The sequence below is a fragment of the Streptomyces sp. NPDC022552 genome, from assembly GCF_055561875.1.
The window spans coordinates 19721-38455 of record NZ_JBVHGJ010000021.1; the positions used below are offsets into that span (position 1 = coordinate 19721).

General features: G+C 71.2%; 16 protein-coding genes. All 16 read right to left on the bottom strand.

Annotation, left to right across the window (positions count from 1 at the left end; genetic code table 11):
* Window positions 1–160 precede the first annotated feature (160 nt).
* Window positions 161–937, bottom strand: a complete 777-nt coding sequence (pstB, locus tag ACZ3OF_RS34195; RefSeq protein WP_352191341.1) for a phosphate ABC transporter ATP-binding protein PstB — start codon at window positions 935–937, stop codon at window positions 161–163.
* Between the two features lie 26 nt (window positions 938–963).
* A complete protein-coding gene (gene pstA, locus ACZ3OF_RS34200; RefSeq protein WP_361676336.1) occupies window positions 964–2043 on the bottom strand; it encodes a phosphate ABC transporter permease PstA in 1080 nt (359 codons plus the stop codon).
* The gene (pstC, locus tag ACZ3OF_RS34205; protein WP_361436768.1) at window positions 2040–3017 is read right to left on the bottom strand and encodes a phosphate ABC transporter permease subunit PstC; all 978 of its coding nucleotides are present in this window, start codon (window positions 3015–3017) and stop codon (window positions 2040–2042) included. Before pstC ends, pstA begins: the two co-directional genes overlap by 4 nt.
* 108 nt (window positions 3018–3125) lie before the next feature.
* On the bottom strand, window positions 3126–4262 hold the full coding sequence (pstS, locus tag ACZ3OF_RS34210; RefSeq protein ID WP_361676339.1) for a phosphate ABC transporter substrate-binding protein PstS: 1137 nt from the start codon (window positions 4260–4262) through the stop codon (window positions 3126–3128).
* 229 nt (window positions 4263–4491) lie between these two features.
* A complete protein-coding gene (locus tag ACZ3OF_RS34215) occupies window positions 4492–4878 on the bottom strand; it encodes an NUDIX hydrolase (RefSeq protein ID WP_361676342.1) in 387 nt (128 codons plus the stop codon).
* A complete protein-coding gene (locus ACZ3OF_RS34220; RefSeq protein WP_361676345.1) occupies window positions 4875–5894 on the bottom strand; it encodes a CHAD domain-containing protein in 1020 nt (339 codons plus the stop codon). The genes ACZ3OF_RS34215 and ACZ3OF_RS34220 overlap by 4 nt, the downstream gene beginning before the upstream one ends.
* Window positions 5881–8196 carry an RNA degradosome polyphosphate kinase gene (locus ACZ3OF_RS34225; protein ID WP_361676348.1) on the bottom strand — a complete coding sequence of 772 codons (2316 nt, stop codon included), beginning with the start codon at window positions 8194–8196 and terminating at the stop codon, window positions 5881–5883. The genes ACZ3OF_RS34220 and ACZ3OF_RS34225 overlap by 14 nt, the downstream gene beginning before the upstream one ends.
* A 312-nt stretch (window positions 8197–8508) precedes the next feature.
* Entirely contained in the window at window positions 8509–9867 is a 1359-nt protein-coding gene (locus ACZ3OF_RS34230) for an APC family permease (protein ID WP_361676350.1), read from the bottom strand.
* Entirely contained in the window at window positions 9867–10976 is a 1110-nt protein-coding gene (locus ACZ3OF_RS34235; protein WP_467308729.1) for a 50S ribosomal protein L11 methyltransferase, read from the bottom strand. The genes ACZ3OF_RS34230 and ACZ3OF_RS34235 overlap by 1 nt, the downstream gene beginning before the upstream one ends.
* A complete protein-coding gene (locus tag ACZ3OF_RS34240) occupies window positions 10973–11341 on the bottom strand; it encodes a Rieske (2Fe-2S) protein (protein WP_361676356.1) in 369 nt (122 codons plus the stop codon). The genes ACZ3OF_RS34235 and ACZ3OF_RS34240 overlap by 4 nt, the downstream gene beginning before the upstream one ends.
* On the bottom strand, window positions 11338–12696 hold the full coding sequence (locus ACZ3OF_RS34245; protein WP_361676359.1) for an iron-containing redox enzyme family protein: 1359 nt from the start codon (window positions 12694–12696) through the stop codon (window positions 11338–11340). Before ACZ3OF_RS34245 ends, ACZ3OF_RS34240 begins: the two co-directional genes overlap by 4 nt.
* Window positions 12697–12801: 105 nt before the next feature.
* Window positions 12802–14940 carry an AfsR/SARP family transcriptional regulator gene (locus ACZ3OF_RS34250; protein ID WP_361676362.1) on the bottom strand — a complete coding sequence of 713 codons (2139 nt, stop codon included), beginning with the start codon at window positions 14938–14940 and terminating at the stop codon, window positions 12802–12804.
* Between the two features lie 482 nt (window positions 14941–15422).
* Window positions 15423–16391 (bottom strand): ABC transporter permease, encoded by a 969-nt coding sequence (locus ACZ3OF_RS34255; protein ID WP_361676365.1) that lies wholly within the window; start codon window positions 16389–16391, stop codon window positions 15423–15425.
* Window positions 16388–17251, bottom strand: a complete 864-nt coding sequence (locus ACZ3OF_RS34260; protein WP_361676368.1) for an ABC transporter ATP-binding protein — start codon at window positions 17249–17251, stop codon at window positions 16388–16390. The genes ACZ3OF_RS34255 and ACZ3OF_RS34260 overlap by 4 nt, the downstream gene beginning before the upstream one ends.
* The gene (locus ACZ3OF_RS34265; RefSeq protein WP_352191354.1) at window positions 17248–17631 is read right to left on the bottom strand and encodes a GntR family transcriptional regulator; all 384 of its coding nucleotides are present in this window, start codon (window positions 17629–17631) and stop codon (window positions 17248–17250) included. Before ACZ3OF_RS34265 ends, ACZ3OF_RS34260 begins: the two co-directional genes overlap by 4 nt.
* A 122-nt stretch (window positions 17632–17753) precedes the next feature.
* Window positions 17754–18680: a mycothiol synthase gene (mshD, locus tag ACZ3OF_RS34270; protein WP_361676371.1), complete on the bottom strand. Its 927-nt coding sequence runs from the start codon at window positions 18678–18680 to the stop codon at window positions 17754–17756.
* Window positions 18681–18735: the final 55 nt, after the last annotated feature.

An 18735-nucleotide genomic window follows, 5' to 3' on the forward strand; every position in this document is an offset into this window, starting at 1 on the left:
GAACGGGCACAGGCCCCCGGGGTTGTGCCCCCTCCCGGAGGAACGTCACGGAAATGGTCGGGCCCGGCTCCCCTGTAGGGGAGCCGGGCCCTTTCGTCTGCGGTGGCACCGCCATGCAGCACCGCAGGACGCCACGCGGCTGGGCCGCATGGTCTGTGGGCTATCCGAAGCGGCCGGAGATGTAGTCCTCGGTCGCCTGGACGCTCGGGTTGGAGAAGATGCGCTCGGTGTCGTCCAGCTCGATCAGCTTGCCCGGCTGGCCCACGGCCGCCAGGTTGAAGAACGCCGTGCGGTCCGAGACACGGGCGGCCTGCTGCATGTTGTGCGTCACGATGACGATCGTGAAGCGCTCCTTCAGCTCGCCGATCAGGTCCTCGATCGCGAGCGTCGAGATCGGGTCGAGGGCCGAGCAGGGCTCGTCCATCAGCAGGACGTCGGGCTCGACCGCGATGGCGCGGGCGATGCACAGTCGCTGCTGCTGACCGCCGGAGAGGCCGGAGCCCGGCTTGTTCAGGCGGTCCTTGACCTCGTTCCAGAGGTTCGCGCCCTTGAGGGAACGCTCGACGATGTCGTTGAGCTGGGACTTCTTGTACGAGCCGTTCAGCCGCAGACCCGCCGCCACGTTGTCGAAGATCGACATGGTGGGGAAGGGGTTCGGACGCTGGAACACCATGCCGACCGTGCGGCGCACGGCGACCGGGTCGACACCGGCGCCGTACAGGTCCTGGTCGTCCAGGAGGACCTTGCCCTCGACGCGGCCACCGGGGGTGACCTCGTGCATACGGTTCAGGGTGCGCAGGAACGTGGACTTGCCGCAGCCGGAGGGGCCGATGAAGGCCGTCACCGAGCGGGGCTCGACCGTCATGGAGATGTCGTCGATCGCCTTGTGGGCGCCGTAGTACGCGGAGAGGCCGCTGACGTCGATTCGCTTGGCCATATCAATTCACTTCCAGGGTCGCCGCGTCAGCGGCTGGTCTTGGGGGCCTTCCAGCGGGCGATGCCGCGGGCCACCAGGTTGAGGATCATGACGAAGGCGATCAGGACGAGCGCGGCGGCCCAGGCGCGGGCCACGGCGGCGTCGGTGCCGACCGCGTACTGCTCGTACACGTAGAGCGGCAGCGAGGACTGGGCGCCTTCGAAGGGGTTCGGGTTGATCAGCTTCGTACCGAACACGAGGAGCAGGATCGGGGCCGTCTCACCGGTGATGCGGGCCACCGCGAGCATGACGCCCGTGGTGATGCCGCCGATCGCGGTGGGCAGGACCACCTTCAGGATCGTGCGCCACTTCGGGATGCCGAGTGCGAGGGAGGCCTCGCGCAGCTCGTTGGGGACGAGCTTGAGCATCTCTTCGGTGGAGCGGACGACGACCGGCATCATCAGGATCGCGAGGGCCATCGCGCCGGCGAATCCGGAGGGCCCGAAGCCCAGCATCAGATTCCAGGTGGCGAGGATGAACAGACCCGCGACGATCGACGGGATGCCCGTCATGACGTCGACGAAGAAGGTGACGGCCTGGGCGAGCTTTCCGCCGCCGTACTCGACGAGGTAGACCGCGGTCAGCAGGCCGATCGGCGCGGCGATCAGGGTCGCGATGAGGACCTGCTCGATCGTGCCGAGCAGCGCGTGGTAGACACCGCCGCCCGCCTCGGCGTCGAGGACGCCGTTCATCGAGTGCGAGAGGAAGTACGGGTCGAGGACTTCCATGCCCTTGCTGATCGTGACCCAGGCGAGGGAGAGCAGCGGGATGACGGCCAGGATGAAGCAGACCCAGACGAGGCTGGTCGCGACCCGGTCCTTGGCCTGGCGGCTGCCTTCGACCTTGGTGGTGATCGCGTACGTCCCGAGGACGAAGAACAGTGCGGCGATCAGGCCCCACTGGATGCGGCTGTGCCAGCCGGCCGCGAGACCGAGGCCGACAGCGGCGGCGATCGACCCTATGGCGGTGGCGAACGGGGTCCAGCGGGGGAGCCGGGCGTGCTGGAGCGGGTCGTGCTTGACGGCGCTCTTCACGGGCGGCCGATCCTGTATGGCGTGGTGGCTCATGCGTTGGCCCCCGAGTACTCCTTGCGGCGGGCGATGATCCATCGGGCCGCGCCGTTGACCAGCAGGGTGATGACGAAGAGGACCAGGCCGGAGGCGATCAGCGCGTCACGGCCGAACTCGTTGGCCTCGTTGAACTTCGCGGCGATGTTCTGGGCGAAGGTGCCGCCGCCCGGGTCGAGCAGGTGACCCGAGATGAGGAAGCTGGGGGAGAGGACGACGGCCACGGCCATCGTCTCGCCGAGCGCGCGGCCGAGGCCGAGCATCGAGGCGGAGATGATGCCCGAGCGCCCGAAGGGGAGGACCGACATCCGGATGACCTCCCAGCGCGTGGCGCCGAGGGCGAGGGCGGCCTCTTCGTGCATCTTCGGGACCTGGAGGAAGACCTCGCGGGTCACGTTGGTGATGATCGGCAGGATCATGATCGCCAGGAGGATGCCCACGGTGAAGAGGGAGCGGGCGACGCCGTCGCTGGACTTGTCGAAGATGTACGTCCAGCCCAGGTACTGGTCGAGCCAGAGGTTCAGGCCGGCCAGGTACGGGACCAGGAAGATCGCGCCCCAGAGGCCGTAGATGATGCTGGGCACGGCGGCGAGCAGGTCGACCACGTACGCGAGCGGCTTGGCCAGCTTGCGCGGGGCGTAGTGCGAGATGAACAGCGCGATGCCGATCGCGACCGGCACGGCGATGACCATGGCGATGATCGACGAGACGACCGTGCCGAAGGCGAGGACCGCGATGCCGAAGACCGGCGGGTCGCCCGCGGGGTTCCACTCGAAGGTGGTGAAGAAGTTCGTGGAGTCCTTGGAGACCGCGAGGACGGCGCGGTAGGTGAGGAAGCCGGCGATGGCGGCCATGATCACCAGGAGGGTGATGCCGGATCCCCGGGACAGTCCGAGGAAGACCCGGTCGCCCGGGCGGGACGCGCTCTTCGCACGCCGGCTGTTTCGTATGGGTGGTGTGGTTGTCGTAACCATCGGTCTCTCCGGTCTGCGGAGACGTACTGCGTACGGCTCCTGGCGGCGGTGCACCGGATGCCGGGGCCGGTCCGTCACGCTGGGCGACGGACCGGACCCGGCCGGGGATCAGGACAGGGTCGGGACGATCTCGCGGACCTTGGTCGCGATGTCGGCCGGGAGCGGGGCGTAGCCGGCGTCGGAGAGGACCTTCTGGCCCTCCTCGCTGACGGTGTAGTTGAGGAACGCCTTCAGGGTCGGCAGGGTCTCCGCCTTGTTGCCCTTGTCGCAGGCGATCTCGTAGGTGACGAGGATCAGCGGGTAGGCGCCCTCGGCCTTGGTGGCGTAGTCGAGGGAGAGGGCCATGTCGGAGCCGGTGCCCTTGACCTTCGCGGCGGCGATGGCCTTGGAGGCGTTCTCCGGGGTGGCCTCGACCGGGGCGGAGGCGCCGGTGTTCAGCTTGACGGTGGAGATCTTGTTGGCCGTGGCGTAGGAGAGCTCGAAGTAGCCGATGGAGCCCTCGGCGTCCTTGACCGCGGTGGCGACACCGGAGGAGCCGTTGGCGGCCTGGCCACCCGGGGCGGGCCACGACTTCGTCTTCGGGTCGTGCTTCCAGTCGGCGGCGGCGGCCTCGGAGAGGTACTTGCCCAGGTTCTGGGTGGTACCCGACTCGTCGGAGCGGTGGAACGCCTGGATGTTGGTGTCCGGCAGCTTGACGCCCGGGTTCAGCTTGGCGATCGCCGGGTCGTTCCACTTCTTGATGTCGGTGTTGAAGATCTTGGCGATCGTGGAGGCGTCCAGGACCAGGTTGTCCACGCCGTCCAGCTTGTAGCCGATGGCGACGGGGCCACCGACCATCGGGAGGTTGATGCCCTTGCCGGTCTTGCAGATCTTCGCCGACTCGGCGACCTCTTCCTCCTTCAGGGCGGAGTCGGAGCCCGCGAAGGCGACCTGGCCCTGGTTGAACTTGGTGATACCGCCGCCGGAGCCGATGGCCTGGTAGTTCACCTCGACGCCGGAGCAGGCGGCCTGGAAGTTCTTGACCCACAGGTCCATGGCGTTCTTCTGCGCGGACGAGCCCGCGGCGAGGAGCTGGCCCTTGGCGCCGTCGCACTTGATGTTCGACGCGGCGGCCGAGGTCTTGTCGCCGTCCGCGGGGGTACCGGTGTTGTTGTCCGAGCCACACGCCGAGAGGACGAGGGCGCCGGAAACGACGAGGGCACCGATCGCAGAGGCGCGAAGCCCGTTCATGCGCGAAAGCTTCACTTTCGGGTGTTCCTTCCAGAAGCCGCCAGCCGCGGACCGGATGTCCTGAACGTTGTACGGCGGCGTGTGTCGGGGTAGCGGGTGCAGCGCTGTGCCTCTGCACCTTGTACGACCGAAATTAGGCAGAACAGGTGAAGCGGTCGACGGGGGTGGGTGAACGGAAAGTGAACCGTGCCGGAAGGCGCGGTGCGGTGCCGCTCGTCAGGGCGGGGCGGGCCGAGGGGCGGTTTCAGGCCACGAGTGCGTCCAGGAGCTCTCTGTCCCTGGGCTGGGTGAGGCGGGCCCGGGCGTCCGCCGGCGGCAGCCACTCCACGCGGTCGACCTCCTTCGACGGGGTGAACGTGCCGCCGAGGGCGCGGGCCGACCAGTACGTGACCTCCTTCGGCTGCCCGTTCGCCCAGTAGCGGGCCGACGGGAGGCGGTCGCCCAGGACGCAGGACTGGCCCGTCTCCTCCCGTACCTCCCGCAGCGCGCACTCCTCGACGGACTCGCCGCGCTTCAGCTTCCCCTTCGGATGCGACCAGTCGTCGTACTTGGGGCGGTGGACCAGGGCGATCTCGATGCCCCGGCCCGAGCGAGCGCGGCGCCACAGGACGCACCCCGCCGCCCGGATCACGGGACGGGGGCCGTGGTGTGCTGCCAGGCGCGCTGGAAGGCGAAGCGGGAGGCTTCGACCTCGTGGCGCTGGTCCGCGTGGAGGACCCCCAGCGCGTACGCGGTGGCCGGGGCGATACGGGGGGTGCGGGCTGCCGCCGAGGCCGCCGCGGCCGCCTCGGAGGCGTCGCGGTGGCGGTTCAGCGCCCGGCCGGCCTCGTCGAGGACCGGGTCGCGGGTGGTGTCGCCGTGCAGGACCTCGCAGGCGTACCGGTGCAGTCGCAGCAGCAGCCGGGTCTGGTGCCAGGGCGCGTCCTGGGCCTCGCCGGCCGCGAGGCCGAGTGCTTCGGCGTTGTACGGATGGGCCGCGCGGGCCAGCGGCAGGACGGAGACCGCGTCCAGCAGGCGGCGCTCGACGACCGCGGCCGGGGCGTCGAGGACCTCGATCGCCTGGGCCGCCCCCGCGGGCCCGAGCGGTACCTCGGAGGCGAGGAGCGCGACCGCGTCCGCGACCGCGTGGAAGCGGGAGGAGCCCAGCGCCTGGAGGGCGGCCGAGTGGGCGCGCGTACGGGCCAGGGTGAGCTGGCGTTCGAGCAGGGCGCCGGCCCGGGCGGCGCCGACCGTGAGACCGGCGCTGTCGGCGCCGCGCGCCGCGGGCACGGGGCCCCCGGAGCCCGGCCCGCCGGCGCCGTGCCCGCCGTTCGACAGGCGGGACAGCGCGTCCACGAGCCGGATGAGCCGGGCGGTGCAGGCGTGCTCCAGGGCGAGCGTCCCGGAGAGCCAGGCCAGCTCCGTGCGCAGCTGGTCGGCCCAGGGGGCGTCGAGGAGCGGGCGGAAGGTGTGCAGCGTTCCGCCGATGCGGCGGGCGGCGGCGCGCAGGGACCGGGCGGCCTCCTCCGCGCCGGCGGTGTCCGCGCCGCTCTCCGTGTGCAGGCGCAGGGCGCGCAGGAAGTCTCCGGCCCGCGCCTGGAGGTAGGGGGAGAGGATCTCTCCCGCCGTGACGCCCGCGGTGGCGGAAAGGGGGTCAGGGTTGTGCACGCCGGCGCCTCCGCGCGTCGATGAGCATCTCCTGCACATGCCGCAGGGGCTGGCCGTCGGCGTCGGTCGCGTGCCGCGTCCAGTTCCCGTCCGGGCCCAGGTGCCAGGAGGAGGTGGTGTCGGACATTCCGGTCTCCAGGAGCCGGCTCAGGGCCGCTCGGTGGGCGGGGTCGGAGACCCGTACCAGGGCCTCGATACGCCGGTCGAGGTTCCGGTGCATCATGTCGGCGCTGCCCAGCCAGACCTCGGGTTCGCCGCCGTTGCCGAAGGCGAAGACCCGGGAGTGTTCGAGGAAGCGGCCGAGGATCGAGCGGACCCGGATGTTCTCGGAGAGCCCGGCGACGCCCGGGCGGATCGCGCAGATGCCGCGGACCCAGATGTCGACCGGGACGCCCGCCTGCGAGGCCCGGTAGCAGGCGTCGATGACGGCCTCGTCGACCATCGAGTTGACCTTGATCCGGACGTAGGCCGGGCGTCCGGCGCGGTGGTGGGCGATCTCCTGGTGAATCCGGGAGACCAGCCCGTCCCGCAGGGACTTCGGGGCGGTGAGGAGCCGGCGGTAGGTCTCGCGGCGGGAGTAGCCGGAGAGCCGGTTGAACAGGTCGGAGAGGTCCGCGCCGACCTGCGGGTCGGCGGTGAGCAGGCCGAGGTCCTCGTAGAGACGGGCCGTCTTGGGGTGGTAGTTGCCGGTGCCGACGTGCGAGTACCGGCGCAGGACGTCGCCCTCCTGCCGGACCACGAGCGACAGCTTGCAGTGCGTCTTCAGGCCGACGAGGCCGTAGACGACGTGGCAGCCGGCCTCCTCCAGCTTGCGCGCCCACTTGATGTTGGCCTGCTCGTCGAAGCGGGCCTTGATCTCGACGAGGACGAGGACCTGCTTGCCGCTCTCGGCGGCGTCGATCAGCGCGTCGACGATCGGGGACTTGCCGGAGGTCCGGTAGAGCGTCTGCTTGATCGCGAGGACGTCCGGGTCGGCCGCGGCCTGTTCCAGGAAGGCCTGGACGGAGGTGGAGAACGAGTCGTACGGGTGGTGCAGCAGCACGTCCCGTTCGCGCAGGGCCATGAAGATGTCGGGCGCGGAGGCCGACTCGACCTCGGCGAGGTCCCGGTGGGTGCCGGCGACGAACTTGGGGTACTTCAGCTCGGGCCGGTCGAGGGAGGCGATCCCGAAGAGGCCGGTGAGGTCGAGCGGGCCGGGCAGCGGGTAGACCTCGGCGTCGGAGACCTTCAGCTCGCGGACGAGCAGATCGAGGACGTACGGGTCGATGGACTCCTCGACCTCGAGGCGGACCGGCGGGCCGAACCGGCGGCGCAGCAGTTCCTTCTCCAGGGCCTGGAGCAGGTTCTCGGCGTCGTCCTCCTCGACCTCCAGGTCCTCGTTCCGGGTCACCCGGAACATGTGGTGGGCCAGGACCTCCATGCCGGGGAAGAGCTCCTCCAGGTGCGCCGCGATGACGTCCTCCAGCGGGACGTACCGCTCCGGGGAGGCCTCCAGGAAGCGGGAGAGCAGCGGGGGCACCTTGACGCGGGCGAAGTGGCGGTGGCCGCTGACCGGGTTGCGTACGACCACGGCCAGGTTCAGGGAGAGGCCGGAGATGTACGGGAAGGGGTGCGCGGGGTCCACGGCCAGCGGGGTGAGGACCGGGAAGATCTGCTGCCGGAACAGGGTGAAGAGGCGCGCCTGTTCCTTCTCGGTCAGCTCGGGCCAGCGGATCAGGTGGATGCCCTCGTCGGCGAGGGCCGGGGCGACGTCCTGCTGGTAGCAGGCGGCGTGCCGGGCCATGAGTTCGCGCGAGCGGGTCCAGATCAGCTCCAGGACCTCGCGGGGCTGCAGTCCGGAGGCGGAGCGGGTGGCGACGCCGGTGGCGATGCGGCGCTTGAGGCCGGCGACGCGCACCATGAAGAACTCGTCGAGGTTCGACGCGAAGATCGCGAGGAAGTTAGCCCGTTCGAGGAGGGGGGTGTTCGGGTCCTCGGCCAGTTCGAGGACGCGTTCGTTGAACGCGAGCCAGCTGCGCTCCCGGTCGAGGAAGCGGCCCTGGGGAAGTTCGCCGCCGATGCCGTCGTCCTCGTACGCGTCGAGGTCGGCGTCCAGGTCGGGGTCGAGGCCGGAGCCCCGCTCCGCGTTGACGGTGTGGGGGCGGTGCGCGGCTATGGAACCGACCGTCGGCTGCGGGTTCTGCCGCGTGGTCGGCTCGTCGTTCCGGGTGCTTTTCGCGGACGGCTTCGCGGGCGTCTTGGGAGACGTCTTGGCGTTCTTCGCGGACGGCTGGACCGGGACCTCGGCGGGCTGCTTGCTCATGGCCCCATTCTTCCGCGCGAAGGGGTGGTCGGGCGCGTCGGAGCGGGCCGTGGGCGCGGGGAGTCTCCCTTTGGGGAGCGCGTTGGTGGTCGCGGGCACGACGGGCTTCATTGCGTGAGCGTCGCAAGCGCGTCTGAATGGCCGGTAACGACGACATGACGTGCGGGAATCCATGCGCAACGTGTGCCGGTACGAGATCAGGGGGCGACGGGTGAGACGTAACACGGCGAAACGGCTGGTGGCAAGCCGAAGGGCCGGGCGACGGCCCGGCCCTTCGGTGTTCTCTCGGCTTGCGGTGGCGTCCGTCCGTCGTCAGACGTTCGCCTCGGTCCGCGCCCCGCGCCGTCTGGTCCTGTGGATCAGGACCGCGAAGGCCAGCAGGGCCGCCGGGTAGAGCAGCACCCAGCCGAAGCCGGCCAGCATCGCCACGACGGGTGCCCCGGCGACCAGTGCGAGGAGCCGCTGCGAGGGGCGGGTGTACAGCTTGGCGTAGCTGAGCACCGCGATCGCGTATCCGATGACGAAGTTCACCGTCGACAGCTGGAAGACCATCGTCAGGCTGATCAGGTCGAACGCCTCGACGATCACCACGGCGCCGAACATCAGCACCGAGAGGAGCACGGCGGGCCGGGGCGCGCCGGAGCGGGCGTCGACGCGGGCCAGGGTGGCCGGCAGCAGGCCGTCCCGGGCGGTCGCGAAGACGATCCGGGAGGTCGCCCAGGTGCCGCCCATCAGGGTCGCGAAGATGATCGCCGCGCCCAGTGCGGCCGCGATCCGGCCGCTCGCGTCGCCGAGGACCTGCTCCAGGACGGCGACCACGGGCGCCTCGGAGAGCAGCGGGTCGTCGGGTGCGACGACGAGCTGGACGGCGAGGGAGATGCCCAGGTAGAGCGCGACGACGACGACGAAGGTGATGCCGATGACGAGCGGGAAGTCCCGCTTCGGGTTGCGGTACTCCTCGGCGGTGGACGAGACCAGCTCCCAGCCGGTGAACGCGAAGAACACCAGGCCCACGGCGGGGAGTGCGGCCAGCCACTCGGTCGGCGGGGCCACGTCGCCGTGCAGGGAGCCCGAGTCCACCATCGCGGGGGCGAAGGCGACCAGGGCGAGGAGCAGCAGCAGGCCGATGGTGACGGCCGACTGGATGCCGCCGGCCAGCCGGGAACCGGCCGCCTGGAGCAGGCCGATGACGACCAGGTAGCCGAGGGCCACCCAGCCGCCGGCTCCGGTGTTGCCGAGGAGCGCGGCGACGTAGTTGCCGCCGCTGATCGCCATCGCCGCCCCGCCGAACGCGCAGGCGCCGATGAGGATGACGCCCGCGGCGGTGGAGCCGGGCGCGCCGAACGCGGCCTGGGCGAAGCCCTGGACGCCTCCGGCGGTCGGGTAGCGGGCTCCGAGCCGCGCGAAGACGACGAGGAGCGGAAGGACCACGACGGCCGCCGAGAGCCAGGCGTACACGGCGCTGGTGCCGACCTGGTCGTAGGCGAGGCCCGGCAGGACGAGGAGGCCGCTCCCGATGATCATTCCGGTGGCGACACCGACGCCTCGGGGGACGGTCAGGGTCTTGTGGAGTTCCGAACTCGACGCTTCCGGAGTGGTTTTCGTGGAGCCGGGTTGGCCGGTGCTCGGCTTGTGCTCCTCGGACGTCTGTCCCTCATTCGTGACTGCCATTACCTCACCTGGGTGTGTGGGACCTTGCTCGCGGGGCCGACCAGCACGCGCTGGCCATCATGCGCGGCACGGAACCCGAGTGGGGAGTCCTTCTTCAGCCGCCAGGGCTCCGGAAGGGTCTGAATGGCTTGTTTCCAGTGGGAGCCGGTGTCCGAAGGGCTGTTGGAGAGCGTGATGCCCTCGGCCAGGTCGAGTTCGAACCACATCACGACGGCATGCGCGGCGCCGTTCTCCAGCGGAGTGACGTCGAAGTGCCGTGCGGTCGGTTCGATGTCCTCGGCGAAGTCGAAGTGGAAGATCTCCACCGGGTCGGTGAGCGGGCGGTGCCGGTAGTTGGTGAGGGTGGTGGAGAAGTACTCGAGCGAGGTGAGCGAGGCGAAGGGGCTGAAGTCGAAGCCCTCGACCTCGCCGACGTGGTTGAGCGAGTGCAGCTCGGGGCTCTCCACGAACTGGGCGAAGAGGCGGCCGGAGCGGGGCAGGACGGTCGCGCCGGGGGCGAGCAGCTCCCGCCGGGCGTGCCTCAGCGCGGGTACGGCGAACTCGCCGAGCAGCGCGCAGTCGAAGATCTCGGTGACCAGGACGTCGGCCCGGCGCGGCAGGTCCACGCCGACGCGCAGGTCGGTGGAGAGGCCGGAGACGACGGTGACGACGTCGTCGTGCCCGTTCTGCCGGACGATCTCGCGGGCCGTGGCGGCGACGACGTCGACGGCCTCGACGGTGACGACCCGCTGCGCGCCCGAGCGTGCGGCGAGCAGCGCGAGGAGGCCGCCGCCGGTGCCGATGTCGAGGACCAGCTGGCCGTCACCGACGACCTGCTGGATCGCCTTGGCGTAGGCCTGGTTGCGCTCGGTGTCGTTCATCATGCCGAAGTGCCAGCGGGGGACGAGGGCGCGGACGGCGCGGTTGATCTGACGCCGGTAGCGATCGCCGTCCCCGTCGGCGTCGCAGCGGGCCGCGGCACTGAACAGGTCGTAGGCGCGCTCGTACTGCCGTTGCGCCATGGCCTCCTCGCCGAGCGCGAGCAGGGTCTGGCAGGGGTCGGCCACGCCCGCGGGCCGGCGGGGGGCGACCAGGCCGAGGGGGGTGTCTTCCGTGGCTGTGAGGGTCATGCCGCGTTCACTCCTGCTCGGACCATGGTGTGGATGGGGACGGGCGTCTCATCTCCGGCGGGGAGATACACGGTGACGGTGTGTCCGACGCGTACGGCGGGGTGCGAGCGGTCACAGAGCCGGTCGACCGGGAACAGGCCGCCGTGCCAGGGGCAGCGGAGCCTGCCGTCCTCGACGTCACCGAGGTGGAGCGGGCCGCCGCGGTGCGGGCAGCGGCTGCTCAGGACGTGGACGGCGTTGTCGCGTTCCATGACGAAGTAGATGTCGTCGCCGGCGACGAGCGCGTTGTGCTCGGTGCGGTCGAACTCCGCCCGTGCGCGGGACTGTGCGGGTGCGGCCGCCGCCCCCTGCGTACGGGCGCTCACGCGGCCGGTCCGGTGGCGAGCTGGGTACGGGACTCGGCCCGGACACCGTAGAGCCGGCCGGCCGGGACGACGACGGACTTGCCCTGCGGCACGCGCAGCGGGTCGCCGGTGGCGGACGTGTAGAGCAGGGCCTCGCCGCCGCGGACGTGCAGACGGGTGTCGACGGGGGCGACCTGGGTGTCGAAGGCGCTGTCGCTGTCGAGCTCCACAACCTCGGCGGCCGGTGCGTCGGTCTTCGACGGGGCGTCGGAGAGCGCCGGGTCCCAGGTGAGCTGGGCGAGCAGGTCGGCGCCCGCGAGGCGGTCGAGCAGCTGGATCTCCTCGACGCCCTGGAGCAGGCCCTTGACGGCGACGGGGCCGTGCTTGAGGGCGAGCGGGATGAGCAGGTCGTCGATGGCCATCCGGCCGTGGTGCTGGTCGATGTGGGCGTGCTCGTCGCAGTAGCGGGTGTCGACGTCCTTGCCGTACACGTCGCGGAAGACCTTGGTGAGGTCGCCGAACCAGGCGGCGAAGGTCGCCTCCAGGAAGGCCATCGCGCCGATGTAGCGGAAGAAGCCGGTGCGGTTGCGGGTCGCCCAGTAGAAGTAGTTGTTGATCGCGATCGAGCTGGGCAGGTAGAAGAACCAGTAGTGGTGCGAGGTGGTGGCCATGCCGACGCTGGAGCAGAGCTCCATGAACAGCGTGCTGTGCTTGGCCGGGAAGACGCCGTAGCCGAACTCGTCGACGAAGATCTTGAAGAGTTCGCTCTGCTCCGGTCCGAAGGCGCCGCCCAGGTTCTGCGACATGGCGGTGGCCTCGGTGAGGCCGTCCAGCGCCATCTGGACGATCTGGGTGCCGGCGGCGGTCCTGGGCGACTTGGCGGCGCGGATCGCGTCGAAGACCGGGCGGCTGCCGGGGCTGTTGGCCAGGTCGACGGAGCGGCGCAGATGGGCGCGGAGGGTGTCTTCGTCCCACTGGCCCGTGACGCCGACGGAGTCGTCGAGGAAGCCGAAGGCGAACCGTTCCGCCTCGGGGCGGATCCGCTCGCCGGAGAGCCGGCTCTCGGAGTGGTAGAAGGCGTTGAAGTCGTCCTCGTACTTCCGCAGCCCGGCGGCGGGCAGGAACAGCGCGTCGCTCTCGTAGACGTTCATCAGCAGGCGGTTCGCGAGCAGGCTCCGGTCGGAGGCGAAGGTCTCCTCGACGAGGGGTGTGCTCCAGTCGATCCCCGCGATGCGCTCAGGGTTCAGGGGACGGTGGTACGGGTTGTCCTTGATGAACGGTCCGCTGGTCGAGCGGAACTGTGAGAAGCGGCTGTACCGGACGCTCTCCTCGGTCAGGTTGCCGAAGGCGCTTTCCGGGCTGGTGCTCGTGGTCATCGTGGTCGTGCCCCTCCGTTACTGCACAGCGACAGTCGTGGTGACGCAGGCGATTGTGCGCAGGGGGGTCTGAAGAAGCACTGAAGAGTGTCCGGCTCACGTTCTTCAGTGCCGGGCGAGGGCGTCCGGGAGGCAGCAGCCCGGGAACCCGTCGTCGTGGATCGGGGTGAGCAGGAGCGTCGAGCGGGCGGTGGCCCGGTCGGCGGCGGCCGCGCGCTCGGACGCGTAGATGCCGACGAGTTCGTCGAAGCGGTACGCGTCGGAGCCGCTGCGCTCCAGCAGGCCCACGTCGGCCAGGGCGTCGAGCCTGCGGCGGGCCGCCGTCGGGTCGCCGTCCGTGAAGGCGGCCGCGTCCGCGGGTCCGATCGTGTCCGCCGGCCCGCCCCTCCCGGCCCCGGACCTGCCGAGGGCCCGGAAGAGCCGGGCCGTCTCGGGGGAGAGGGACAGATAGCTGGCCTCCAGCGCGTGGCGCACGCTGGCCTCGCCGTCGCCCTCGACGCTCAGGTGGTCGAGCCGCGTCCACGGGTTCTCGTACCGCTCCGCCAGCTCCTTCGGGCACAGGTGCGGGTTGGCGGCCATGGTCCCGGCGGCGATCCTGATGCCCAGCGGGAGCCGGCCGCAGTACTCGGCGAGGCGCTCCACCATGGCCCGCTGCCCGGCCAGCCGCTCGGGTCCGAGGAGGGCGACGAAGAGGTCGGCGGCGGTCTGCCGGTCCAGCGGGCGCAGTCCGATGCGCTGGGCGCCCTCGCGGGCGACGAGGCCGCGTTGGAGACGGCGGCTGGTGACGATCACGGCCGAGGGGCCGGGCGGGACGAGCGGGCGCAGCTGGTCCGCGTCGGCCGCGTCGTCGAGGAGGAGCAGCATGCGCCTGCCGTGCATGAGGGTGCGGTAGAGGGTGGCGCGCCCTTCGAGGTCGTGGGGCAGACGGTCGTGTTCGACACCGAGCCCCTGGAGGAGCCGGGCGAGTGCGTCGGAGGCGGTACGGGTGCCGCTGTCGCCCGTACCCCGTAAGTCGATGTACAGCTGGCCGTCGGGAAACATGCCGGCGTGTTCATGGGCGAGTTCCAGGGCGAACGCGGTCTTGCCGACACCGGCGGGCCCGTCGACGGTGAGGATCGGGGCCGTACTTCCGCACGAGGTGTCCTGGTCGAGTTTCTGTCCGGCCTGCCGGAGTTCCGGTTCGCGGCCCAGGAAGACCCGGGCGGTGGCGGGGAGCTGGTTCAACGGGAGGCCGCCGTGCGGGGAAAGGGGATTCCGCCGTGCGAGCGCGGTCGGGCTCTCCGGGCGGGGCGCCAGGAGCGAGGGGGGCCGGTGCGGGGAGGGCCTGAGCGTGTACGTCCGGAGCGGGGCCGGCCGGGTGGCGCGGGGCGACCTGGACGGCCGGGACGAGATGGACGGCCAGGGCGAGACGGACGGCCAGGGCGCTGAGGAGGCCTGAGGCGCGGTCGCCGTCGCGCGGGGGGTCCCGGCGGCGACTTCGCCCGCCAGTATCCGCTCGTACAGCTCGCGCAGTTCCTGGCCGGGGTCGATGCCCAGCTCCTCGCGCAGGAGGGTCCGTGCCTCGTCGTACGCCTGGATGGCGTGGGCCTGCCGGCCGCACCGGGACAGGGCCAGCATGTGGAGGTGGCGCAGCCGTTCGCGCAGCGGCTCCTGGGCGATGGCCTCGGAGGAGGCGACGATCGCGGCGTCGAGGCGGTCGGCGGCGATCAGCCCGGCGATCCAGCCTTCGGTCGCGGCGAACCGCAGCTCGCGCAGCCGGGTGCGTTCGAGGGCGGCGTACGGTCCGGGGATGCCGCTGAGTGCCTCGCCGTGCCACAGGCCGAGCGCCGACTCGAACCGCTCGAAGGCGGCCGGGGCATCGCCCGAGGAGACCAGCTGCCGTGCCTCCTCGTAGCGGCGGACGAAGACGGTGGAGTCGACGGCGTCGGCGGGTACGCGCAGCTCGTAGCCGCCGGTGCGGGAGACGATGAACGCGCCGGACTCCCGGCTGCCGCGGTCCGGTTCGAGGGTCCGGCGCAGCGCGGCGACATAGGTGTGCACGGCGTTGGCGGCCGAGGCCGGTGCGTCGGTGCCCCAGAGGGCGTCCACGATCTGCGCGCGGCTGACCACGGTGCCGCGCCGGCCGGCGAGGAGCGCGAGGACGGCCCGCTGTTTGGGCGGGCCGACGGTGAGTTCCCGGTCGCCCCGCCAGATGCGGAGGGGGCCGAGCAGGTGCAGGGCAAGGCGGTGCGTCGGTTCGGGCATGTGCTGTCACTCCAGGACCGGGCGTCGACGACTGGGAACGTTGACCGGTGGATCAGGAGGCGGTCCTCGCGGTGTCGGGATGCTCCTGGAACGGCCGGTGTCCTCGCTCAGGCCTCGTGGTGCACCACTGCATGACGCAGATCCTTCCCCCGTGTACCCGTGGACGGCGCACATGCGCGAAGCAGGATGCGACCGCGGATGTGAAGCACGCTAGTTCGCCTGACGCACTGCCAAAAGCTGACACTCGGCCGTGGTTGCATCCCACCGAATATCGGTGATAGGCGGCGCACTGGCGAACGTGCCACCGGCAAGGCGGCACGTTCGCCGAGGCAACTCGCCATCAACCAAGACAATGAGGCAGTGGGGCCGCCGTCGTCGGCGGCCCCACGGGGTGGCTCAATCACGTCCCTTGGCCGAGAGAGTTCGCACAGGTCTCCGTTCGGGCGGCTCCGTCGTCTCTCCGTCCGGGCTCGTCCGCCGCGTCAGTCCGCTGTGGGTGACGACGGGTGGCGCCTGCGCAGAACCCGGAACGCGACGAGGAGCGTGAGGGCGGCGAGGGCGACGACGATGCCGGTCTCGATGAGCTGGGTGGGCCAGAAGTGGGACTCGGGGTGGTAGTCGAGGTACTCGGCGGTGACGGTCACGTCGACGCGGCACATGGAGGTCGGGACCGTCTCGGGATCGCAGAACCAGCCGGGCACCCGCGCGCCCGTGGAGTCCAGCAGGCCCTGTTCCATGATCAGGCCGTCCTCGGGCATCATCAGCATGGTGCCGTCGACCACCGGCGGGCCCGTGATGGTCCGTACCGGCAGGAAGTCCCAGCGCAGGGCGCCGAGTGCGGCCGGGATCAGACCGGTGACCAGACCGGTCGCGGCCATCGCGACCACCGTGCGGCGGATCAGCTGCCCGAGGAGCGCGCCTACGGCGACGGCCAGCAGGACGTACGCGACGAGGACGGTTCCGGTCGCCTCGTACGGACCGCGGTCCGCCCAGTGCAGCTGGTAGGTGTTCGAGACCCGGCCCCAACCGATCCGGTAGATCGCCATGAGGGCGAGGGTGACCGCGAGCGCCGCTACTGCCGCGGTCACGAGCTTCGCGCGGAACCACCGCACGGGGGTGACGGACTGGGTGAGCGCGAGCCGGTACGTGCCGCTCTCCAGCTCGCGGGCGATCAGCGGACCCGCGACGAAGGCCCCGACGAGGGCGGGGAGGAGGACCATGCCGCTGTCGGTGTACTCCATGGCCAGGCGCAGGAGGCTGTACCCCCGGTTGTCGTCGGCGGGGACCGCGTACCCGTCCTCCATGTATCTGTCCGGGGTCAGGGCGTCCCAGAGCCGCAGTCCGGCGATGAGGGCGAGGGCCAGGACCACCCCCGCACCCGCGAACAGGAGCGTGCGACGGTGCTGGCGGACCGTCACCCAGTGCGGACCCTTCAGCGAGAGGGTGCTCATGCGGAGGCTCCTTCGGCGCGGAGGTGGGCGAGGACGAGGTCCTCCAGGGACGGGGTGGTGGTCTGCCAGGGGCCTTCGACCCGGCCCTCACGGCGGATCAGGGCCGTGAGGTGGCGGCCCGTCGTGCGGGACTCGACGACGGTGTGCGGGGCGAGGTCCGCGACCGGGCCGCGGAGCACGGCGTGCGCGGCGAGGAGTTCGTCGATCGCGCCGTCGAGGCGGACGCGGCCGCCGTCGACGAGGATCAGGTGGTCGCAGGCGCCCTCCAGCTCGGTGAGGATGTGCGAGGACATGACGACCGTCGTGCCGCGTTCGGCGGCGTCCGCCATCAGGATGCCCATGAGCTGCCGGCGGGCCAGCGGGTCGAGGTCGGCCATCGGCTCGTCGAGGAGCAGCAGTTCGGGCCGCTTGCCGAGGGCCAGGGCGAGGGCGACACGGGTGCGCTGGCCGCCGGAGAGACTGCGGACGCGGGCGGCGGGGTCGAGCCCGCCGGTGACCCGCTCGGCCACGGCCCGGTCCCAGCGGTCCGGGTTGAGCTCGCGGCCCATCCGCAGCGTCTCGGCGACGGTGAGCTGCGGGTAGAGCGGCTTCTCCTGGGCGACGTACGCGAGGTGTTCGCGCGCGGGTGCCCGGACCGAGCCCTCGGTGGGCCGGAGCAGTCCGGCCGCGAGGGCGAGGAGGGTCGACTTGCCGGCGCCGTTGGGGCCGACGAGCGCGCAGACGCGGCCGGCGGGGAGCGCGAAGGTGCACTCCCGCAGCGCCCAGCCGCCTGCCCGGCCGGGTCCCCGTCCCGGTCCGAGCCCCCGTCCTCCGTACTGTTTGCCCAGGCCCTCGGTGCTCAGGACCGTTCCGCTGGTCATGCGTCCCCCTCGAAGAATTCCTTCAGTACGGATGTGAAGAGCGCGGCCACGTCCTCGCGCTCCAGGCCTTCCTCCCGCGCACGGCGCGCCCAGTCGGCGAGTTCGCCCCGCAGGGGCGAGTCCGCCGGCCCGGTCCCGAGCGTCGCGCGGACGAAGGTGCCGAGGCCGCGGCGGGCCTCGACGAGCCCTTCGCGTTCCAGTTCGCGGTAGGCCTTGAGGACCGTGTTCGGATTGATGGCCGTCGCCTCCACGACCTCGCGCGCGGTGGGCAACCGGTCGCCCGGTTCCAGAACGCCCATGCGCAGGGCCTGTTTGGTCTGCTGGACGATCTGGACGTAGGTGGCGACGCCGCTGCGCCGGTCGATGCGGTACTCGAGCACGTTCCCTCTCACCACCCTTTCACTAATCAAGTAGTGAAAGGGTGGTGCAAGAGAGGGGGCGGTGTCAACCGCCCCCTTCTTCCAGGTGTGTTCAGCCTCTGGTCAGCCGTACGCGACCGTGCTCAGGATTCCGTGCGGTACATCAGGTCCACCTCGTGCGTGACGAAGCCCAGCCGCTCGTACACCGTCACCGCCGCCGTGTTGTCCGCGTCCACGTACAGCATCGCCGTCGGCAGCCCCTGCGCCGCCAGGTGCCGCAGCCCGATCGCGGTGAGCGCCTTGCCGAGACCGGTGCCCTGCGCCTCCGGCAGGATCCCCACCACGTACACCTCGCCGAGCTGCTCCTCGGCGTGGGTCTTCGTCCAGTGGAAGCCGACCAGCCTGCCCTCCTTCTCCGCGAGGAAGAAGCCCTTGGGGTCGAACCACGGCTCGGCGAACCGGTCGTCGAGGTCGCGCTGGGCGAGCGAGCCCTGTTCGGGGTGGTGGGCGAAGGCCGCCGCGTTGACCGCGAGCCAGGCCGTGTCGTCCTGGCCGGGGACGAAGGTGCGGACCGTGACTCCCTCGGGCAGCGCCGGCTCGGGGATGTCGAGCGGCACCAAGGGGCGGCGCAGCTGGCGCAGTTCGCGGAACAGGGTCAGGCCGAGCACCTGGGCCAGATGCCGGGCCGCGGACTTCCCGCCGTGCGCCCAGACCCGCAGCCGCTTGCCCGAGGCGGCGAGCAGCGCCGTCCCGAGCGCCCGCCCGTGGCCGCGGCCGCGGTGCGAGGGGTGGACGACGAGCTCGGCGGCCGGGGCCTCGACCGGGTCGGTGTCCTCCAGCTGCGCGTAGCCGTAGAGCTGCGTGCCGACGGTGAGCAGGAAGTGCCGCACCCCCTCGCGCCGGCCGTGCCGCAGATACAGCCGCCCCTGCTCGGACACGGCGTGGACGCCGTCGGCGCGGTCGGTCGCCTCCAGCAGGTCGAGGACGTCGGTCACCTGCTCGGGGGAGAGCTCGTCGAGAGTGTGGATCTGCCGGCCGGGTTCGAGGGCCGGTGCCGCGTCAGGAGTCATGCCCCGAGCCTACGGAATCAACCTAGTTGTAACCCGGTACCCCCTGTTGCGCTAC

Bases quoted from the DNA above. Each gene is read 5' to 3' on its own strand.
- ACZ3OF_RS34250 (WP_361676362.1), bottom strand. From the start codon at position 14,940: ATGCCCGAACCGACGCACCGCCTTGCCCTGCACCTGCTCGGCCCCCTC.
- ACZ3OF_RS34255 (WP_361676365.1), bottom strand. From the start codon at position 16,391: ATGAGCACCCTCTCGCTGAAGGGTCCGCACTGGGTGACGGTCCGCCAG.
- pstA (WP_361676336.1), bottom strand. From the start codon at position 2,043: ATGAGCCACCACGCCATACAGGATCGGCCGCCCGTGAAGAGCGCCGTC.
- ACZ3OF_RS34235 (WP_467308729.1), bottom strand. From the start codon at position 10,976: ATGACCCTCACAGCCACGGAAGACACCCCCCTCGGCCTGGTCGCCCCC.
- ACZ3OF_RS34245 (WP_361676359.1), bottom strand. From the start codon at position 12,696: ATGACCACGAGCACCAGCCCGGAAAGCGCCTTCGGCAACCTGACCGAG.
- ACZ3OF_RS34230 (WP_361676350.1), bottom strand. From the start codon at position 9,867: ATGGCAGTCACGAATGAGGGACAGACGTCCGAGGAGCACAAGCCGAGC.
- ACZ3OF_RS34260 (WP_361676368.1), bottom strand. From the start codon at position 17,251: ATGACCAGCGGAACGGTCCTGAGCACCGAGGGCCTGGGCAAACAGTAC.
- ACZ3OF_RS34225 (WP_361676348.1), bottom strand. From the start codon at position 8,196: ATGAGCAAGCAGCCCGCCGAGGTCCCGGTCCAGCCGTCCGCGAAGAAC.
- mshD (WP_361676371.1), bottom strand. From the start codon at position 18,680: ATGACTCCTGACGCGGCACCGGCCCTCGAACCCGGCCGGCAGATCCAC.
- pstC (WP_361436768.1), bottom strand. From the start codon at position 3,017: ATGGTTACGACAACCACACCACCCATACGAAACAGCCGGCGTGCGAAG.
- pstB (WP_352191341.1), bottom strand. From the start codon at position 937: ATGGCCAAGCGAATCGACGTCAGCGGCCTCTCCGCGTACTACGGCGCC.